The organism is Coprobacter sp. (genome assembly GCF_982436375.1).
On sequence record NZ_CEWDCG010000005.1, the window covers coordinates 1 to 20893 of the forward strand.

General features: G+C 39.1%; 15 protein-coding genes and 3 tRNA genes. 5 read left to right on the plus strand and 13 right to left on the minus strand.

Annotated features, from left to right (window positions below):
• Positions 1-210, minus strand: a 210-nt coding sequence (locus AC1WHX_RS00655) for an HU family DNA-binding protein (protein WP_481228796.1), incomplete at its 3' end; no start/stop codon positions are given.
• A 209-nt stretch (positions 211-419) separates the two neighbouring features.
• Between AC1WHX_RS00655 and AC1WHX_RS00660 the strand changes: the two genes are divergently transcribed.
• Genes AC1WHX_RS00660 through AC1WHX_RS00670 form a run of 3 tightly spaced genes read left to right on the plus strand, consistent with a single transcriptional unit; the run spans position 420 to position 3103 of the window.
• Positions 420-1121, plus strand: coding sequence for a rhomboid family intramembrane serine protease (locus AC1WHX_RS00660; protein ID WP_009318458.1), 702 nt, complete (start codon positions 420-422; stop codon positions 1119-1121).
• Entirely contained in the window at positions 1105-1977 is an 873-nt protein-coding gene (locus tag AC1WHX_RS00665) for a rhomboid family protein (RefSeq protein ID WP_009318457.1), read from the plus strand. Before AC1WHX_RS00660 ends, AC1WHX_RS00665 begins: the two co-directional genes overlap by 17 nt.
• A complete protein-coding gene (locus AC1WHX_RS00670; protein ID WP_297303890.1) occupies positions 1961-3103 on the plus strand; it encodes an endonuclease/exonuclease/phosphatase family protein in 1143 nt (380 codons plus the stop codon). The genes AC1WHX_RS00665 and AC1WHX_RS00670 overlap by 17 nt, the downstream gene beginning before the upstream one ends.
• Before the next feature lie 131 nt (positions 3104-3234).
• Here the strand turns inward: AC1WHX_RS00670 and AC1WHX_RS00675 are convergent, their stop codons facing one another.
• The 11 genes from AC1WHX_RS00675 to AC1WHX_RS00725 form a co-directional block, all read right to left on the minus strand.
• On the minus strand, positions 3235-4830 hold the full coding sequence (locus tag AC1WHX_RS00675) for a S41 family peptidase (protein ID WP_303115264.1): 1596 nt from the start codon (positions 4828-4830) through the stop codon (positions 3235-3237).
• 30 nt (positions 4831-4860) lie between these two features.
• Complete coding sequence (gene coaD, locus AC1WHX_RS00680; RefSeq protein ID WP_009318454.1) at positions 4861-5337, minus strand: pantetheine-phosphate adenylyltransferase; 477 nt, start codon at positions 5335-5337, stop codon at positions 4861-4863.
• Positions 5321-7180 (minus strand): DNA topoisomerase IV subunit B, encoded by a 1860-nt coding sequence (locus AC1WHX_RS00685; RefSeq protein WP_022600180.1) that lies wholly within the window; start codon positions 7178-7180, stop codon positions 5321-5323. Before AC1WHX_RS00685 ends, coaD begins: the two co-directional genes overlap by 17 nt.
• A gap of 117 nt (positions 7181-7297) precedes the next feature.
• Positions 7298-8140, minus strand: coding sequence for a histidinol-phosphatase (locus AC1WHX_RS00690; protein ID WP_022390225.1), 843 nt, complete (start codon positions 8138-8140; stop codon positions 7298-7300).
• 33 nt (positions 8141-8173) lie between these two features.
• On the minus strand, positions 8174-10327 hold the full coding sequence (rnr, locus tag AC1WHX_RS00695; RefSeq protein ID WP_122337762.1) for a ribonuclease R: 2154 nt from the start codon (positions 10325-10327) through the stop codon (positions 8174-8176).
• Positions 10328-10515: 188 nt separating this feature from the next.
• Complete coding sequence (locus AC1WHX_RS00700) at positions 10516-12966, minus strand: TonB-dependent receptor (protein ID WP_122337761.1); 2451 nt, start codon at positions 12964-12966, stop codon at positions 10516-10518.
• Between the two features lie 359 nt (positions 12967-13325).
• Positions 13326-15281 carry a DNA topoisomerase (ATP-hydrolyzing) subunit B gene (gene gyrB / locus AC1WHX_RS00705; RefSeq protein ID WP_122337760.1) on the minus strand — a complete coding sequence of 652 codons (1956 nt, stop codon included), beginning with the start codon at positions 15279-15281 and terminating at the stop codon, positions 13326-13328.
• A gap of 293 nt (positions 15282-15574) precedes the next feature.
• Positions 15575-15646, minus strand: a tRNA-Glu gene (locus tag AC1WHX_RS00710).
• A gap of 68 nt (positions 15647-15714) precedes the next feature.
• Positions 15715-15969 carry a 30S ribosomal protein S20 gene (rpsT, locus tag AC1WHX_RS00715; protein ID WP_005859369.1) on the minus strand — a complete coding sequence of 85 codons (255 nt, stop codon included), beginning with the start codon at positions 15967-15969 and terminating at the stop codon, positions 15715-15717.
• A 41-nt stretch (positions 15970-16010) separates the two neighbouring features.
• Positions 16011-16082, minus strand: a tRNA-Glu gene (locus tag AC1WHX_RS00720).
• 151 nt (positions 16083-16233) lie between these two features.
• Positions 16234-16668 carry a DUF2721 domain-containing protein gene (locus tag AC1WHX_RS00725; RefSeq protein WP_022390220.1) on the minus strand — a complete coding sequence of 145 codons (435 nt, stop codon included), beginning with the start codon at positions 16666-16668 and terminating at the stop codon, positions 16234-16236.
• 81 nt (positions 16669-16749) lie between these two features.
• Between AC1WHX_RS00725 and recO the strand changes: the two genes are divergently transcribed.
• Positions 16750-17475 (plus strand): DNA repair protein RecO, encoded by a 726-nt coding sequence (gene recO / locus AC1WHX_RS00730; RefSeq protein WP_122337759.1) that lies wholly within the window; start codon positions 16750-16752, stop codon positions 17473-17475.
• Between the two features lie 55 nt (positions 17476-17530).
• Positions 17531-17602 (plus strand) — tRNA-Arg (locus AC1WHX_RS00735).
• Between the two features lie 126 nt (positions 17603-17728).
• Here AC1WHX_RS00735 and secDF read toward each other — a convergent pair.
• Positions 17729-20722, minus strand: a complete 2994-nt coding sequence (gene secDF / locus AC1WHX_RS00740; RefSeq protein WP_122337758.1) for a protein translocase subunit SecDF — start codon at positions 20720-20722, stop codon at positions 17729-17731.
• Positions 20723-20893: the final 171 nt, after the last annotated feature.

Here is a 20893-nt window from a genome sequence, read left to right on the forward strand (position 1 = left end):
AGTAATTTGCTGTTTTGTAGCAGGATTGATACCTGTTCTTTCACCTTTTTCATTGATTGAGAACGTTCCGAATCCAATAAGAGCGATCTTTTCGCCTTTAGCCAATTCGTTAGATACTGTAGAAATAAATGCTTCCAATGCTTTCTTCGCATCGGTCTTAGCCAAGCCTGCTTCTTCAGCAATAGCGTTAATTAATTCTGATTTGTTCATAAAGCTGTATTTTAATAGGTTTACTATACGACAAAAGCCGTTTGATAGTCACGCAAATATATTATTTAAAAACAAAATAACAAAGAATAGAAATAAAAAAAGTAAAATAATCCGATTAAAAATATAATCAGGAGCTTTTAGGACACAAAAAACAGGAAATAATCTCTATTTTTGCAGCTTACAAGTAAAATCGATTATAAAAAAATTCTATGTTTCAAGGACGACAAAATTTTTTCAGCGCACTTCCTCCGGTAACTAAGAACCTTATTATCATAAACTTTTTGGTTTGGTTGGCAACAATCGTTTTGCCTAAATTCGGGATTAACTTGGTCGAATATTTAGGGCTACATTATCTCACAGCAAAAGATTTTAATGCCGTGCAATTAGTTACTTACATGTTTATGCACGATCCGGGATCGATAGGACATGTATTTTTCAACATGTTCTCGGTATTCATGTTCGGACGTACTCTTGAAATGGTATGGGGGAGCAAACGTTTCCTCACCTACTACATGATTACAGGATTCGGAGCGGGTCTCGTACAGGAACTTACATGGTACATCAGCCTGCACAATGAAATTGCACAGGCCGTTTCTGCTTATGGCTGGGAACAAACCCGAATGATACTAAACGGAATAATCACTATCGGAGCTTCGGGTGCGGTATTCGGAATTCTTCTGGCATTCGGAATGTTATTTCCCAATCTCCCTCTATATATCATGTTCATTCCTATTCCGATAAAGGCAAAATATTTTGTCATCTTTTACGGTGCAGTGGAACTATTCTTCGGTATCAGCAATTTCAGCGGAGACAATATTGCCCACTTCGCCCACCTTGGAGGAATGTTATTCGGATATATCGTTATAAAATATTGGCGTAAAAAAGGTATTGGAAATGGGCAATATTTTTAAAGATCTGGCAATAAAGTATCATACCGGATCACTTCTTATAAAATTAATATTCATAAATATAGCAGTATTTCTGATCGTACGCCTTACCGGGGTTGTTTTAACCTTGTCCGGTACAGATATCAACCCGCTGCTATCTTATTTACAGCTTCCGTCAAACCTATCAATATTGGCATGGCGTCCGTGGACGCTCGTGTCTTACATGTTTCTGCAATACGACTTGCTGCACATCCTGTTCAATATGCTTTGGCTATATTGGTTCGGACAGCTATTTCTGCACTTCTTCAGTGAAAAACAAATGGGAGGACTTTACATATTGGGAGGACTCTCCGGAGCAGGGCTATATCTGCTGGCATATAATCTGATTCCATGGTTCTCTTCTACTTATGGAGTCTTATTGGGTTCTTCGGCTGCAGTTCTGGCCATTGTCATTGCAACAGCCGTTTATGCTCCCGACTTCAAAATATCATTGCTTTTTTTCGGAGCAGTTTCATTGAAATACATCGCATTAATTACCGTATTATTAGATGCGATCAGCATTACATCCCAAAATGCAGGAGGACACATCGCTCACCTCGGAGGAGCTATGCTCGGATTTATTTTCGCATATCGATGGAAACAAGGAAAAGACATAACAAGATTCATTAATACATTAATCGACAAAATCGTTGTCCTGTTTAAGCCCCGTCCGAAAATTAAAATAAAATACAGACGTCCCGAAAGCGATATGGAATACCGTACTCGTAAGCAAAAAGAGACAGAGGATATCGATGCTATCCTCGATAAAATAAAACGTTCGGGATACAGTGCTCTGACAACCGAAGAAAAGAAAAAACTATTCGATGCAAGCAAAAAATAAAACGTTCAGAATGGGCTGGTTACGTGCTACTTATTTGACTGTAGGATCTTTTATCAATTTTTTGTTTGCCATAGCATTAGTCGCTTCGGCCTATGCATATATTATTCCTCCGGATAAAATGATTTTCGCCTCTTATTTAGGATTGGCGTTTCCCGTATTATTGGCAGCAAACATTATATTTATTTTATTCTGGACTATCCAAAGACATCATTCCGCCTTAATCTCCATCATCGCTTTAATCGCCTGCTGGAACGGTCTATGGAATTATACCCCTATACATATCGAATCGGACGAAGCTGTTACAGAGGGGGAAAAACTGACATTATTGACATACAACGTACATAACTTCGACAACTATACGCCACATACAGATGATTCTCCCAATTCGATTATCTCTTATATACAGAACACAAAAGCCGACATTATTTGCATGCAAGAATTCTCATTCGGTAATTCCAAAAATCAGATTTCTTTAGACCAAATTAATTCTGCCCTCTCGGAATACCCATATAAACATTTTACACCCGGAAATAAGACGCCTTATTCACAATCCGGAATTGCCTGTTACTCGAAATATCCTTTCCAAGAAATAACAGACATAAAATATGACAGTTCTTACAACGGATCATGCATTTATAAAATAAAAATTAACGGACGCATCTTGACTTTGATAAATAATCACCTGGAGTCTAACAAATTCACTTCGAATGACCGGGAACTTTACACATATATGATGAAACATATAGATGATACAGAACTGTTTCCGGAATTTAAAGATCGCTTGATGACAAAAATGGGGGCAGCTTTTCGCAAACGGGCACTACAAGCCGACAGTATAGCACGAATCATCCATAAAACCGACTCAAACATCATTGTATGCGGCGACTTCAATGATACCCCGCAATCTTATGCGTATCGAAAAATCAGAGGGAAACTAAAAGATTCGTACGTTTCTACCGGATTAGGGCCGGGAATTACCTATCATGCCAACGGCTTCTGGTTCAGAATAGATCATATTCTTTACGGAAAAGGACTACAACCCCTTTCTACACATATCGATAAAGTGAAATATTCTGACCATTATCCAGTAAAAGCCATTTTAAAATGGACCGAAATCAATGAATAAAAAACACGTCACACTACCTCTATCACCAATCCCGTAACAACATCTATACATAAAATCATATCGGAACAAATCGCAATAACCGGTTAATTGATAACAAAAACGATTATCGACCTATTTCTTTTCTATTCCGGCTATTTCCCTTTCAGAAGTTGTTCATACGCCTCTTGCATCCCAATAAGTTCAAGGGCTTTTTGATATGAATCATTATACTGGTTCATAATTTTAAAATAAGCAGACATATCGAACAGATCACGAGCGATAAGAGCTTTTAACTGCGCTTTAATCAAAGGTAGAGATTTCTGGAAGTCCTCTTCATTATATTTTATCTTTTCTTTCTCAGCAAGCGACTTAAGATCCTGCAACATCTTTTCATCTACTTCGAATGTCGCAATAAACTTATCCACATTCTTATAATTCGCATTCAGCTCTTTTCTATTACGATCGATATAAGAAGTAACTTCTTGGTTTATTAGACCTTTAGCCGCAATATCCCTGTGATAATCCGTATAACGGGCAGTATCGATAGGGATAAAATAATCCGGCATAATTCCTCCACCCCCATACACGACTCTCTTATTTTTCAATGTATAAAATTTTAAGGAATCCGGGAAATGAATGCTGTCCGCATTTGATAATTCGCCATGATTATAACGGTTAATCAGATCTTCATTATATGCTTTTGCCTCGCCTTTTGTATAAGGTTTCTGAATACTTCGTCCCGACGGAGTATAATAACGGGCTGTCGTAAGACGTATCATAGAACCGTCCGGTAATGGTACGGGACGTTGCACAAGCCCTTTTCCGAATGTCCTGCGACCTACGATTACACCTCTGTCCCAATCTTGGATCGCTCCTGAAACAATCTCAGAAGCAGAAGCAGAACCTTCATCTACAAGCACGACTAATTTCCCGTCAGGAAATAAATGCTTAGAAGATGTTTTCTCCTCCGTACGAGGAGAACGCCTCCCCTCTGTATAAACAATCAAGGCATTATCATCTGCCAACAATAGATCTGCAATTTTTACAGCCGTATTCAAATATCCCCCTCCGTTCCCCTGCAAATCGAGAATCAGATTCTTCATGCCCGCACGACGCAATTTTAACATCGCCTCTACAAACTCCTGTACACTGGTAGCCGAAAAACGGCTTAAACGAATATATCCCGTATGCTTATCGACCATATAAGAAGCATCGATACTATAAACGGGAATTTTATCCCTTGTTATCCTGAACGGAATAGGATCTGGCACATCTTTACGAAGTACTGTAACATCAACTTTCGTTCCCCGCTTACCTCGTAAACGAGTCATAATATCCTTAGTGCTCATTTTTACACCTGCAACAACGGTGTCATTAATCTCGACAATCCTGTCTCCTGCCAAAATACCGACTTTTTCAGAAGGTCCTCCCGCCACAGTCTGTATGACATATAACGTATCGTTTGTCATGGTAAACTGGATGCCGACACCATCGAAATTACCATCTAAAGATGCACTCATATCCTTTACTTCCTGCGGATCGAGATAAGTAGAATGCGGATCAAGTTGTTCCAGCATAGCTCGTATGGCATCTTCTGTCAATTTATCCTCATTAACATCATCTACGTATAGAGTAGAAATCACATAGGCAGCTAAACTAAGCTTTTTAGAAGCATCCGTTTGCCTTTGAGCCTTTGCGCAAACCGAAAAAATCAGAAATAACGCAATGGCATATATAAATCTTTTCATCCTTAAAAATTTCTTATATTTATTTTTATTTTATCTGCTAAGAACGAGCCCATCCGGCAAGAACTCATCTACCGAACGCCCGTATCTTAATAATTCCCGAACAATTGTAGAACTGATATGAGTATGTTCTGGTTCTGTAAATAAAACCAAAGTTTCCACTCCCGATATTTTCCGATTTACATCTGCAATCGTTTTTTCATACTCAAAGTCATTCACCGAGCGAATTCCCCTCAAAATAAAACCAGCATGACACTGACGAGCAAGATCCACAGTCAAGCAATTATAGGAAAGGACTTTCACTCTGGGATTTGACCGAAACAAATCTTCAAGCATACGAACACGTTCATCAACACTGAAGTATTGACTTTTAGCTTCATTGACACCTATGGCAATCACTATTTCATCAAGCATGTTCAATGCCCGTTCGACCAACGACATGTGTCCGATTGTAAACGGGTCAAAAGTTCCCGGAAATATAGCGATCCGCTTATTAAGAGAGGTCTTCATCTGTAACAAGATTTTGAATTATAAAGTTCTGGCGTTCCATCGTATTTTTCCCCATATAAAACTCCAGTAAATCTTTCACGAGGTCTTCTTTTTTCAAAGAAACCTGATCAAGACGCATATCCGGTCCTATAAAATGACGGAACTCATCCGGAGAAATTTCTCCTAATCCTTTAAATCGGGTTATTTCGGCACTGCTTCCAAGTTTCGATATTGCGTTGATTCGTTCCTCTTCCGTATAACAATAATAAGTCTCTTTCTTATTTCTCACCCGAAAAAGAGGCGTTTGTAAAATATAAACATGACCTTTTTTAATCAAATCCGGGAAAAACTGCAAAAAGAATGTTATCAGCAATAACCGTATATGCATGCCGTCGACATCGGCATCTGTTGCTATTATAATTTTATTATACCGAAGACCGTCCATGCCGTCCTCTACATTCAATGCCGCCTGCAATAAATTGAATTCTTCATTTTCATATACGACTTTACGCGTCAAACCGTACGAATTCAACGGCTTCCCACGTAAACTGAATACAGCCTGAGTCTCGACATTCCGGCTTTTAGTTATAGATCCCGTAGCCGAATCTCCCTCTGTAATAAAGATGCTCGACTGATCGACATTGTCTCCTTTCGTATCATTATAATGTACCCGACAATCCCGAAGTTTCTTGTTGTGAAGATTCGATTTTTTGGCACGTTCTCTTGCCAGCTTTGTGACTCCGGCTATTGCTTTTCTTTCTTTTTCCGACTCCAATATCTTCTTTAGCAAAGCATCTGCCGTTTCTGCATTCTTATGTAAATAATTATCAAGTTCTTTTTTCAAGAAATCACCGATAAACTTACTTACCGAAGGACCTTCAGGGCCTATATCCCGCGAGCCCAGTTTCGTCTTAGTCTGAGATTCGAAAACCGGTTCTTCCACTTTAATGCTTACCGCCGCTACGATCCCGTTACGAATATCGGAATAATCGAAATTCTTATTATAAAATTCTTTTATCGTACGGGAAGCCGCTTCACGAAAAGCAGTCAAATGCGTTCCGCCTTGTGTCGTATGCTGACCGTTAACAAAAGAATAATATTCCTCCCCGTACTGATTGATATGCGTAATCACGACTTCTATATCATCACCTTTCAGGTGAATGATCGGATAAAGAGGTTCTGCCGTCATTTTTTCATTCAACAAATCGACAAGACCGTTTTTTGAATGGAAGCGGCGTCCGTTAAACAAAATTGTCAGACCGGAATTAAGATAAACATAATTCTTCAACAATGACTCGATAAAATCATCTTTGTACTTATATCCCTTGAATATCGTTTCATCAGGGACAAAACGCACTAATGTTCCATTCTCTTCAGAAGTCGGTTCTTCCGGAAAATCGGTTACGACATTACCCTGATTATACAACAAAGATTTACATCTTCCGTCCCGGTAAGAACAAATATAAAATTCTGTGGACAATGCATTTACAGCCTTTATACCTACCCCGTTTAACCCTACGGATTTTTTAAAAGCTTTAGAATCATACTTAGCACCGGTATTCATTTTAGAAGAAACATCCTTTACTTTATCTAAAGGTATCCCGCGGCCATGATCCCGTACAGTCACAGAAACTTCGTCTATATCGATGACGATCTGCTTACCGTACCCCATCATGTATTCATCTATTGCGTTATCAAGCACCTCTTTAAGAAGCACATAAATACCATCGTCGGCGTGAGTTCCATCCCCCAACTTCCCGATATACATACCGGGACGACGACGAATATGCTCCTTCCAATCAAGTGTCCGTATTGTATCCGAACCATATTCCAGTCCGGCGGTGGATATTATATTCTCTTCCATATTACAACTGCTGTTTCTCCAATTAAATTTCGTATTATACAAAGATAATGCGAAATAATGAATTATCCGAAATATCCGAAGCACAAATCGATCCGGTGATTTTCAGAAATTTATATTCTATAAAGAGCCGATCTCAACATTGATCCATTGCCCTCCTGAGAGCTGACGCACATGTGTAAAACCTTCAGAAAGCATCTCTTTTAAAGCATCAAACCGTCCGTCATTAACTAAGGACGGATGATGTGTGTCTGCATTGACAACCACCGGTATATGTAAATTATGAATTAGCCCGAAATGTTCCCGATTCGGGAAAAACAGTCGTTTACTACGCCAAGCTTTCGTATTTATTTCTATCATACACTCTTTTTGAGCGATAAATTCAAAATACTCGTGTATAAGACTTTTATACCAATGTTCCCGGGTAATACCGGGTAAAAAAGACGATGCATTCATAGATACCTTATCAGCATGCCCTACAAAATCGAAACCTCCGGTATCGATCATCTGCATCATAGTATCAAAATATTTTTCTACCAATTTGCGGATATTTCCGTCGAAATAACGAAATACGGTTTCTTTAAACTGCTTTGGAGCCGTATCGATATCGACATACCCTTCTTCGGTCTTCAAAAAATGAACAGAACCTATTCGGTAATCCAGCGGCAATTCTTGAAAAAAAGGAGACGACGGATTATATTCTGCCCCCAAATAGTCAATCTCAAGACCGCAATAAATCTCAATACGACCCTCATATTTCTTTTTTATGAAATGTACCTCATCCAGATAAGCAGGAAGATCGCTCCGATTCATATTCCAACAAGTATCAAAAGGAATCGGTGAATGAGAAGATACACCATAAGAAGAAAAACCTTGCCGGATAGCTTCTTTTACAAAATCCTCGATCGAAGCCGATCCATCGCAATACAAACTATGAGTATGATAATTAGTGAGATTATCCATAACAAAATACTTAACCACGAATATCGAAAAAACCTATTTCGTTTTAATTAAAGCAAAATCAACCTGTTTTTTCTCCATATCTACTCGGGCAATCTGTATACGGATAGGATCGCCTAAACGATAAACCCTGTGAGACGAACGCCCGGTAACACAATAATTCTTCTCATCGAATTCATAATAATCATCATCCAGATCACGTATAGGAACAAGCCCTTCACATTTATTTTCATTGATTTCGACATAAAGTCCCCATTCCGTTACTCCAGAAATAACTCCATCATATTCTTGCCCTAAACGTTCGCTAAGGAATTCTGCCTGCTTATACTTTATAGACGCCCGTTCGGCATTAGCTGCAACCAACTCCATTTCTGAAGAATGTTTACAAGCAGACTCCAAATTCTTTGCATTCACACTTCTCCCGCCAGCCATATATTTCTCTAATAAACGGTGAACCATCATATCGGGATAACGTCGTATCGGAGATGTAAAATGCGTATAATAATCAAAAGCCAAGCCATAATGCCCGATATTTTTCGTTGAATATGTAGCCTTCGCCATTGTTCGAATAGCCACCGTCTCTATTAGGTTCTCCTCCGGCTTATTTTGAATATTATCCAATAATGAATTTATCGAACGGGAAATCTGTCCTTTTGTTCCTTCGGTACGAAGCGTATAACCGAACCTACGAATAAACGTCGCCATTGTATTCATCTTCTCCGGATCAGGTAAATCATGAACACGATAAACGAAAGCTTTCGCAGTACGGTTTCCGTCTACTTTACCGACAGATTCGGCTACCGTACGATTTGCCAGCAGCATAAACTCTTCCACAAGCTTATTGGCCTCTTTCGAAACTTTAAAATATACACTCAATGGTCGTCCGTTCTCATCTATCTCAAATTTTACTTCATGACGGTCAAAATTGATTGACCCTTCGGAAAAACGTCTTTCTCTTAGTTTTTGCGCCAGATCATTTAATTTAAGAATCTCAGAACTATAATCACCTCTTCCGCTTTCGATGATTTCCTGAGCCTCTTCATAAGTAAAACGGCGATCTGAGCGAATAACCGTACGAGTAATATGCGAATGCTGAACTTCCGATTTTTCATTTAATTCAAAAATTGCCGAGAAGCATAATTTGTCCTCATCCGGTCGTAATGAACATATCTGGTTACATAAACGCTCCGGCAACATCGGAATAGTACGGTCTACCAAATAAACCGATGTCGCCCTTTTATAAGCCTCTTTATCTATTACACTCCCCGGAGTTACGTAGTGCGTCACATCGGCGATATGCACACCGACTTCCCAATTTCCATTATCTAACTGACGAATAGAAAGAGCATCGTCAAAATCCTTAGCATCACGCGGGTCTATCGTAAAAGTCGTTATGCCTCTGAAATCCTCCCGGTCTTTTAAATCCTCTTCGGTAAGGATATCGCTAATCTTATCTGCCGCTTTCTCAACATTTTTCGGATATGTATAAGGCAATCCGAATTCTGCCAATATCGCATGCATCTCGGTATCATTATTCCCGGCTTTCCCCAAAACGACGATCACCTCGCCATAAGGATTTTTAGCGCTTTCCGGCCATTCGGTAATTGAGACAAGGGCCTTTTCTCCGGTCTTACCGCCTTTCAATTTATCTAACGGAATAAATATATCATTCCCTAAAGAACGGTTTTCTGTCAAAAGAAATGCATATTGGGATTTCACATCTAACGTCCCGACAAAAGTTTGAGGAACACGTTCTGTAATTTCTACAATTTCAGCTTCCGTATCGCCACCCTTTCTGCGTTTGCGACAAACAATGTAATTCACCTTATCTCCAGACATCGCCCTCAAAGATTTTTCATCCGATACCAATATAGGATCACCGCCGTCATTCGGAATAACATGATTCTTTCCGTTACTTCTACGCTCAAAAACCCCTTCCCGAATTTTTTGGCTTACGTCATACTTATACCGTCCCGGATCTACCTCTGTCAAATAGAGCTCTGCCGCCAATTCTGCAAGGATTTGGGAGATCATTATTTTCTGAGGATCATTTTTAGCATTAACCGCTCGGGATACTTGTTTATAATTATACGGATGACCGGGATTCTCATTAAAAAAATCACAAATCAACTGTCTCATTTTTTCTTTTTTTATCCGGGGGACATCCTTTATTTTTTTTCTTTTCGACATATTCAAACAATTCTAAATACCAACAATAAATACAGAACGATTAACTTCACAGTTAACCAACTACAAAGTAAATAATATTTTTAAGAATACAGAGCATTTGCCCCATCTTAAACTTACCTCAAAAATAAAATAAATGGATGAAAGCTATTCAAACAAAAATCCCAATAAACCGAACAAAAGACTATTCCTTAAAAATCCATCATTTCACCCTCATAATCCATGCCGTTATTATCCGGACGTTTACCCGGCTTAGGTTTATTGTTTCCATTCTTTCCGAACATGTATGTCAATGTCAGATTCACGCTACGTCCGCCCCAACGGGAATGGCTCTCTTGATAGAAATTATCTCCCCACGAAATATTCTTCCGCCCCCGCGAATCCAATAAATCCCTACCGGATAATGCAATAGAGAATTTTCGAGAAAAAAAGCTCTTGCGAATACCGGCATCCAAAGAATAATTCGGACGACGCTCACCTTGTGCAATAAGCTGTTTCGCGTTATAATTTCCCGTAACCTGCGCCGAGAAATTCTTGGGAAGTATCAAATTGGCCATAATACGGGCATTCCACGTAAAATTATTCTCACCATCATAATGCATAGTAGAAGCAACTCCCGAATTATCGACATAAGTATAATCAAAGTCGTTAAGCTGTTGATAATACATATTTACCGTAGTAGTTAAATTCAGATATTTAAATAACCGGTTCTTAGCCACCAATTCCAATCCCGCATTCTGCATCTTGGTCACATTCTCATAAGTAGAATACATAACCGGTTCCTCAAAATAACGCACTTGTTGTATTACATCATTCGTTTTACGATAATAAAGTGAAGCCGATAAAGTATGCGCATCCCAGTTTTTTATATAATTCAATTCTATGGCATGAGCAAATTCCGGATTCAAATTAGGATTCCCATAAGAAATACTGGTAGAGTCGGTAACATTTCTGAATGCGTTTATTTGTCTTCCCCTCGGTCTGTTGACCCGGCTGGTATAATTGACCTGAAGTTCATTTCCTTTCGGTAAACTATAAGACAAAAACAGACTCGGATACAAATGCCAATATTCCCGGGTTCGGTCCGGGGCCTGCGCATTCCACGGCCGGCTCTCGGTTTTATAGCGCATATATTCGCCTCTCAACCCCGCCTGAAAACTGAAATTATCGATTTTACCCGAAAATGTACCATAAAGAGCTTGTATATTTTCTTTATAGGTAAAATCATTATTTAAGGCTTCCTGCGGTTTTAGATTTTCCATATCCGGACCTTCTAATGTATAAACATCGTCTCCTCTGGAATTGATATTCCCCTTATAACCGGCCTCAATCTTAAAACGATCCGATATTTGGTTACTATAATCAGCCTGAAATTCCCACCGTTGGTGCGAATTATTTTCATCCTGTTTTTGGGCAGATTTTAGCCACACGTCTTTTACTAAACTGTTTTGTGTAAAATCGTTTGTCTCATTCCAATTCATCTGGAAATAATTAGCATATAATCTCAAATCATGATTCTTACCGAACAAATGTGTATAATCCAATGTCACTCCCCAATCGTTATGAGTTCCGTCTTCATCCGACCACCGCTCCCGGGTCAATGCACCCAAACCGTCTCTCGACGTAAGGGTTGTACGACTGTCTCCACCACCGAACATGCCCATAAAGGACAACCCTATATCATCCTTTCGAGTAACATGATATGTTGCTCCTCCTCGCAGAAAAACCCCGATACGATCCATATCTCCTTTATTTTTCTGGTTAAGAATCGTCGTATCGTTTCCTTGCCATGATTCTCGATAAGTATCGCTGCTGTTGTTAAATTGCATATACCGGATACCGATATTGGCATATGCATCGACCTTTGAAGAATTATAATTTATATTTCCCGATCCATTTACTCCTCCAAAAGTATTTGCACCGACCGATACACTCCCGTAATAACCGGCTTTTCGGTCCTTTTTCAAGACCAGATTTATAATCCCTGCAGACCCTTCCGGACTATATTTAGAAGACGGATTAGTAATAACTTCTATACTTTCTATACTTCCGGCTGGCATCTGTTCCAATATTTGAGCCCGGTTGTCGGCCGTTAATCCCGAAGGTTTGCCATTGATCCAAACTTCTACATTCGAATTATTCCGAAGAGAAATATTTCCTTCGTTATCGACATCGACAGAAGGTATATTCTGCAACGCTTCAGAAGCAGAACCTCCTGCAGCAGAGATATTCTGATCTACGTCAAAAACCTTTTTATCTACCTCAAAGCGCATCTGAGATTTCTGTCCGATCACTTCCACTGCTTTTAAGGATTTAGCATCAGTCGACAATTGTAAAGTTTTCAAATCTACAATCGGAGTTTTCGAAGTCACAAATACAGGAAATTCCAAAGTTTTATACCCGACAAAACTAATCCGGAGAGTATAAGATCCTTTCTTGACATTCGGTATCGAAAATGCACCCTTTTCATCGGTTGTCACCGTTTTCATAGGTGTCTTAGAAGACTTATTAAATAACGATACGGTAGCAAAATCAATAATCTGCTTCGTTTCATTATCGATAAGACGGCCTTTTATCGTAGCGGCTGAAAGAGTTGCAATCGTCACCCAGACGAAAACAACTGATAATAAATATTTTTTCATTGAGGATGTTTCTATTTTTTTATTTACGCTTTATAAGACTATCTCTTACAAAAATAGTTTAATCGAGACGTTCCTTGTTTTCTATATTCTTAACAAATTATATCATCTCTATTCTTAGTTCCTGTTTAAATTTCCTAATAAAATACTATCAGGTCATTTTTACGTTTTCTTTCGGTCTCTTTTCTCATTCTCACTCGTCAGATAGCCCGCCACCTTCCTCGTAAAACAACAAAAACATCTTCGAAAGAAACTTTCAAAACTGACTCGAATAAAATTTAAACGGGCTCTTACAAAAAAACAGTCTGCATAAGATCAGAACTCATGCAGACCGTCAATATGTTATTTACTACTTGCAATAATTAAGCATCGATATTCGCATAAGTGGCATGCGCTTCGATAAATTCACGACGAGGACCGACTTCCTCTCCCATCAACATTGAAAATACCCGATCTGCTTCTGCCGCATTATCGATTGTTACTTGACGTAATGTACGATGTGCCGGATCCATAGTCGTCTCCCATAGTTGATGAGAATTCATCTCTCCCAAACCTTTATAGCGTTGCGTATAAATTTGGTTAACATCCCCATTCGCATATTTCAGGGCAAACTGCGTACGTTGTTGCTCTGTCCAGCAATATTCTTCTATTTTGCCCTTTCTACATAAATACAGCGGCGGAGTCGCAATATAGAGATAACCGTTCTCTATCAAAGGACGCATATGACGGAAAAAGAAAGTCATGATCAATGTCGCAATATGGCTACCGTCCACATCGGCATCGGTCATAATAATGATCTTATGATAACGCAATTTTGAAATATTAGCTTCCTTCGTATCGTCTTCCGTACCGATAGTAACTCCTAAAGCTGTATATATATTACGGATTTCCTGACTTTCGAGCACTTTATGATGCATCGCTTTTTCAACATTCAATATCTTACCGCGCAAAGGCAATATTGCCTGAAAGGCACGATCCCGCCCCTGTTTTGCCGTTCCTCCTGCAGAATCTCCTTCGACAAGGAATATCTCACAAACTTCAGGATTACGCTGAGAACAATCTGCCAATTTACCGGGAAGACCTCCACCCGAAAGAGGAGATTTACGTTGCACCATTTCCCGGGCATGACGTGCGGCATGACGTGCAGTCGCCGCCAATATGACCTTCTCTACTATTGCTTTAGCCTGTTTCGGATTCTCCTCCAAGAAATTCCGGAGAGCTTCGCTGACAGCGACATCGACAGCTCCGATAACCTCGTTATTTCCTAATTTTGTCTTGGTTTGTCCTTCAAATTGAGGCTCCATGACTTTCACGGAAATAACTGCCGTAAGACCTTCTCGGAAGTCATCGCTACTGATCTCCACTTTTACCTTCTCGAGCATTTTAGAATCTTCAGCATATTTTTTCAGCGTACGTGTCAGCCCCCTACGAAAGCCGGCAACGTGTGTCCCGCCTTCGATTGTATTGATATTATTTACGTATGAGAACAAGTTCTCATTATAAGACGTATTGTAAGTCATTGCAACCTCTACCGGAACACCTTGGCGCTCAGTAGAAATATGAATAATATCTTCAAAAAGATGCTCCTTCGTGCTATCTATATAACGGACAAATTCTTTCAGCCCCTCTACCGAGAAAAATTCTTCTCGACGGAACTCTCCGTTTTCAAGTACTTCACGTTTATCGGTAAGAGACAAATAAATTCCGGCATTAAGGTATCCCAAATCACGCAGACGAGAAGCCAAAATATCAAATTTATAAACTACATCCGTAAATATATCCGCATCCGGCCTGAATGTTATTATCGTTCCGGTCTCTTCGGTAGTCCCGATAACCTCTACATCATGCAAAGGTTTTCCGCACGAAAACTCTTGCATATATATTTTCCCGTTACGCTTTACCTCCGCACGCAAATAAGTCGACAGAGCATTTACACACGATACGCCGACCCCATGTAAACCTCCGGAAACCTTATAAGAACCTTTATCGAACTTACCTCCTGCGTGCAATACGGTCAACACGACTTCCAATGCAGATTTATGTTCTTTTTCATGCATATCTACCGGAATACCACGACCGTTATCTATCACGGTAATAGAATTATCTTCATTGATAATAACATCGATATGATTGGCATACCCGGCAAGCGCTTCGTCAATAGAGTTATCTACTACCTCATACACCAAATGATGCAACCCTTTTATCCCAATATCTCCAATATACATAGCAGGGCGCTTCCTTACGGCTTCAAGGCCTTCCAGCACCTGAATACTATCCGCAGAATACGCAGCGCTATCAAGATTTAATTCCTCTGACATATTGATTTTATATGTTTATTTATACTCGTTTTTATTTTTCGACATCTTTTTCAGACAAAATTCGAAAGCAAACAAAGTTACTAAAAATACCTGATAGAAGAAAATTTACTATTGGTTTTTTATATAAAGACAAATATCTATCAAAGAGAAGCTTGAGAAACAATCCTATTCCTTATAAATTCGAGCAAATTCATACAAAATAATCCTATAATCATAATCTCCTTAGAACAGATTGCCGTCACCGCCATACAACAAAAAAAACCGAATACAATATGTATTCGGTAAACTTTCGGTAGCCCATAGGGGAATCGAACCCCTCTTTCAAGAATGAAAATCTTGCGTCCTAGCCGATAGACGAATGGGCCATTAGGTTTAAAAAAGCCGGGCTTATTGAGAGTCCGGCTTTATACTTGTAAAAGTAATTACCTTCTGCTTATGCTAGCGCATTAACGTGCTTAGCCAACTTAGATTTCAGATTACCGGCCTTGTTCTTGTGGATAACGTTCTTTTTTGCAAGCTTATCCAACATAGAGCATACCTTAGGGAACAAAGCTTGTGCCTCATTCTTGTCTTCAGTAGCGCGCAAAACTTTCATAGCGTTTCTAGCTGTCTTTGCGTAATATCTGTTACGCAAACGTCTTGCGTTTGTCTGTCTGATTCTCTTGATTGATGACTTATGATTTGCCATTTCTCGATCTTCTCTTTATTGTTTTTTAATCCTGTTTATTGTAGCCCATAGGGGAATCGAACCCCTCTTTCAAGAATGAAAATCTTGCGTCCTAGCCGATAGACGAATGGGCCATTATCTAAAAACCTTTCGCTTAAACAAATAAGGTTTTCTCAAATGCGAGTGCAAATATAGAGCTGTTTTTTGAATTGACAAAATATTTGACAAAAAATATCGCTCAAAATGTCACTTTTAGCCTTTTTAAGTAACCGTTTCGGCACCTTTTTATGAATATAGAGGATCATCAGAAGATGTTTTCTTAGCTTTTTGACGTTCCATCTCACTTAAATGCAGATCAAGAGCACGGACCGAAATAACAATCTCTCCGATAGAAATTCCCAATGAACAGATCAAACATAACAATGATATAGCGAAAACTCCCACAGCAGAAGTCTGAAATCCGATATAAATCAGAAACATACACAAAACACTTAATAAAAGGCTTACAATTCCCAAAATCTGCATTGTACGGATTAAAGACAAACGTTTACGTAAATTATCTATTTGAGCAGCCGTAATCCGTGTAGGATGCAAATCATAATCTCCTTTTAAAGTACGAACAACCTGAGCATATGAAAGAAAACGGTTTGTATAAGCCAGCATAATCAACGAAACTGCTGAAAACAACAATGAAGGAGTAGTCAAAGTAAGTTCTTCCATAATATTTTTACAATCATTATCAATGCTTTTATGCAAGAATACGCTATTTTTGTGTAAATACAAAATTCCGGAACTGAAAATATGCTGGAAAAAACATTAGGTATCGTATTACACACAGTTGCATACAACGATAAAAATCACATCGCACATCTCTATACAGAGAAATACGGAAGAATGTCGTATGCCATTCCCCAAACACAAGGACGAAAAAGCAAGTCGCAAAGACCGCTATTCACACCTTTCTCAATATTAGACATAGAGTCTGACTATAAACCCGGACGCGATATACAAAAGATCAAAGAAGTAAGACCTGCAGAGATTCTACAACAAATTCATTATGACCCGGTTAAAAACTCTATCGCATTATTTCTATCCGAATTTTTATCCCGTACAATTCGAGAACCTGAAGCAAATCCCGTTTTTTTCGAATTTCTACATCAATCGATCAAATTTCTTGATATCATCGAAGACGGGAAAGCGAATTTCCATCTTTGTTTTTTAATTAGAATATCCGGATTTTTAGGATTTTATCCGAATATTGAAAATTATCGTCCCGGAGATTACTTTGACCTTTTAAACGGGATCTCCACTTCTGCACATCCGGGACATGCCTATGTCCTCTCTCCCGATGAAACATTCGGTTTTACGACACTCATGAGAATGAATTACTACAATCTGCACCTATTCCGTTTTTCCAGACAAGAAAGAATACAAATACTCGAACATATTATCGAATATTTCAAATTACATCATGCCGGATTCACACAACTCAAATCTCTTGACGTACTCAAAACATTATTCGACTAATTACACTACACATTTGGCAAAAAGCAGAAATAATTATACTTTTGTAGCCGCTAATGCCTTTGTAGTTCAATGGATAGAACAAAAGTTTCCTAAACTTTAGATCCGGGTTCGATTCCCGGCGGAGGTACAAAATCGGATACGGCTTTCATCTTCAGAAAGTTATATCCGATTTTTTTTTAGAAAATATCATAAAAACAGACAGGGATTCTGAAAATTCAGAATCCCTGTCTGTTTTTATCTAAACTCAAAATCCTTATTTCGCAGCCTCTGCAAGTTGAGCTTTTTTCTGTTTTCTTCCCATAATCTCGTATGCCACTGGAACAGCAACAAACAGAGTCGAGAAAGTACCGACTATAACTCCCAGCAACATAGCGAATGTAAAGCTCCGAATCGTATCACCACCCAAAATAAATATACAAAGTAATACGATTGCTGTACTTAACGATGTACTGATAGTACGAGCTAAAGTACTATTCAAAGCCTCATTAATCACAAGATATCTATCCCGTTTCGGATAAAGACCGATCACCTCTCTCACACGGTCAAATACTACCACTTTATCATTTACCGAATATCCGATCACTGTCAAGATAGCAGCAATAAATGACTGGTCTATCTCCATAGAGAACGGCAATAAACCGTAGAATAACGAATAGAATGAGATAATAATTACGGTATCGAATGCCAAAGAAACCAACGTTCCGGCACTGAAAGAAATATCTCGGAATCGAAGCAATATGTAAAGTGCAATAGCGATCAATGAAAGTATCACAGCCCATATAGCACCGATCGTTATATCTTCTGCAATACTCGGGCCTACTTTCTGAATACTCATTATATTATCCGATTTAAACTGATCCAGAGTCTTACCTCCCAACATGCTCTTCAATCCGTCATATAACTTCATTTCTATTTCTTTATCGATTGCATCGTCATTCTCTGCAATACGATAGTTGGTAGAAACACGAACTTGATTTTCGCCACCGATAGTAATTACCGACAAAGAACTGCCTTCAAAATACGGTTTCAACAAATTAGCGATTTCTTGAGTATTTACAGGTTCTTGGAAACGTACCACATAGTTACGGCCTCCGGAGAAATCAATACCCTTGCTAAGACCTTTTATACCAAAAGAGATAACTCCGATAACAACCAATACGGCACATACGATATAACCGGTTTTCCGAGCTCCGAGGAAATTAATTTTCGGATGTGTCAACCAATTCTTTGTAAGAGATGTCGTAAAAGTAAGGTGTTTGAACCAATTCTTTTCCAATCCGCGTTCATAGATCAAACGAGTCAGGAACACAGCGGTAAAGAATGACATGGCAATACCGATCATCAAAGTCGTGGCAAAACCTTTAATAGGTCCTGTCCCGAAGAAGAACAGAATCAAACCGGTAATCAAAGAGGTCAAGTTTGAGTCGAAAATTGCGGAAAACGCATTCTTATAACCGTCGGTAATCGCATTTTTAAGGTTCTTACCCAAACGAAGTTCCTCTTTTGCACGCTCATAAATCAGCACATTGGCATCTACCGCAATACCCAAAGACAACACCAAACCGGCGATACCCGAAAGCGTAAGCACGGCTTGGAAAGAAGCAAGGATACCCATAGTGAAAAACATATTGAGTACCAAACCGAGATTAGCAACCAATCCGGGAGTCACGCCATACATGCTGATCATATAGACCATCAGCAGAACCAAGGCAAAAATGAACGATATAATACCACTCTGAATTGCCTCTTGACCCAATGACGGACCGATAATGTCTTCTTGTACAATTTTTACACTTGCCGCCATTTTTCCGGATTTCAACACATTCGCAAGGTCTTTTGCCTCTTCCGGAGTAAAGTTCCCCGAAATTTGAGAATTTCCTCCTGAGATTTCAGTATTCACTACCGGGAATGAATATACTTGATCATCCAAAACAATCGCTACACAACGCCCAATATTTTCGCGGGTCAACTGTTCCCATATCTTAGAACCTTCTGCATTCATAGACATACTTACTACTGCAGAATTTGTCATCCGGTCAAAATCTTCGCGAGCATCGGTAATCACATCACCTTCCAGAGGAGGACGACCTCCGTTTGTCGCTTTCAACGCAACTAACTGAAAGTATTGTTCTTTCTCGTCAATAGGCTTCACTGTCCACTTAAATACGATATTAGCAGGCAAAAGTTCACGAACCTGACGCATTGCCAAATATTTATTTACGGCAGCCGTGTCATTTATGTGGGCAATACCTACAGCCGGACCATTTCCGATAGCCCCTTCCTGAGAGACATTGGGATTAAGACGAGCAAACAACGGATTTTGCTTTTTCCACGCATTGACATTTTGTTGCTCGTCGCTCTTGTTCATATCTTTTATCTTCTGAGTCAGACTATCCTTCAATGAAGTCGTTGACGTTACGGCAGTAGAATCCTGCGACTCGACAACAGTAGAATCCGTCTTAGAAGAAGTATCTTCCGACTGATTTTCCAAACGGGCAAGCAACTCGTTCGCACTTGCCAATTTATTGAAAAACTCATTCAGATTATAAGTTTCCCAAAATTCAAGGTTAGCGCTTCCTTGAAGAAGTTTACGGACACGTTCCGGTTCTTTCACACCCGGAAGCTCTACCAAAATACGGCCGTCCTTTTCAAGACGCTGAATATTAGGAGCAACAACCCCGAAACGGTCAATACGTGTACGGAGCACATTGAACGAGTTATCTATCGCACTGTTCAACTCTTCCCGTAAAACAGCTACAACTTCATCATTCGTCGCATTGGGCGTAATCTTATCTTTCAATTGATAAGTACTGAAAATAGCAGCCAATCGGATATTAGGATCTAGCTTTTTGTATTCATTTACAAAAGCAGATAAGAAATCTTTATTATCTGCCTGGTTGGCAGTAGCGTTTGCCAGTGCTTTATTAAAATTAACATCCGTGTTGTTATTTGACAATGACCTCAACACATCAGCCACAGAGATTTGCAACGTTACGTTCATACCTCCTTTTAGGTCTAACCCCAGACCGATCTCCATCTCACGGCACTGCTTAAAAGTATAATACCCTAAATATACCTTTTCAGTCGCAATAGAATCGATATATTGCTTATACTTCATTGCATCTCCGTTAGCATACTCTTCGGCCTTTTTCGTATAATGCCGTGTTACAAATGAAAAAGATATGTAAAAGAGACATACCAACGTGAGTAATACCGCAAAAACTCTTATAAAACCTTTGTTTTGCATGTGATAATTACTTTATGATTTTTAGATTAATTGATTTTTCCTGTTTTTAATAAGGTGCAAATATATGTTTTTTTTCTATTCCGATAACAAAATGTTTAATTAATTTGCGCTCAACACCGTTAATATCTGTCATATCGAAGAAAAAACAATCGAAGAATCATTCTTTTTTGT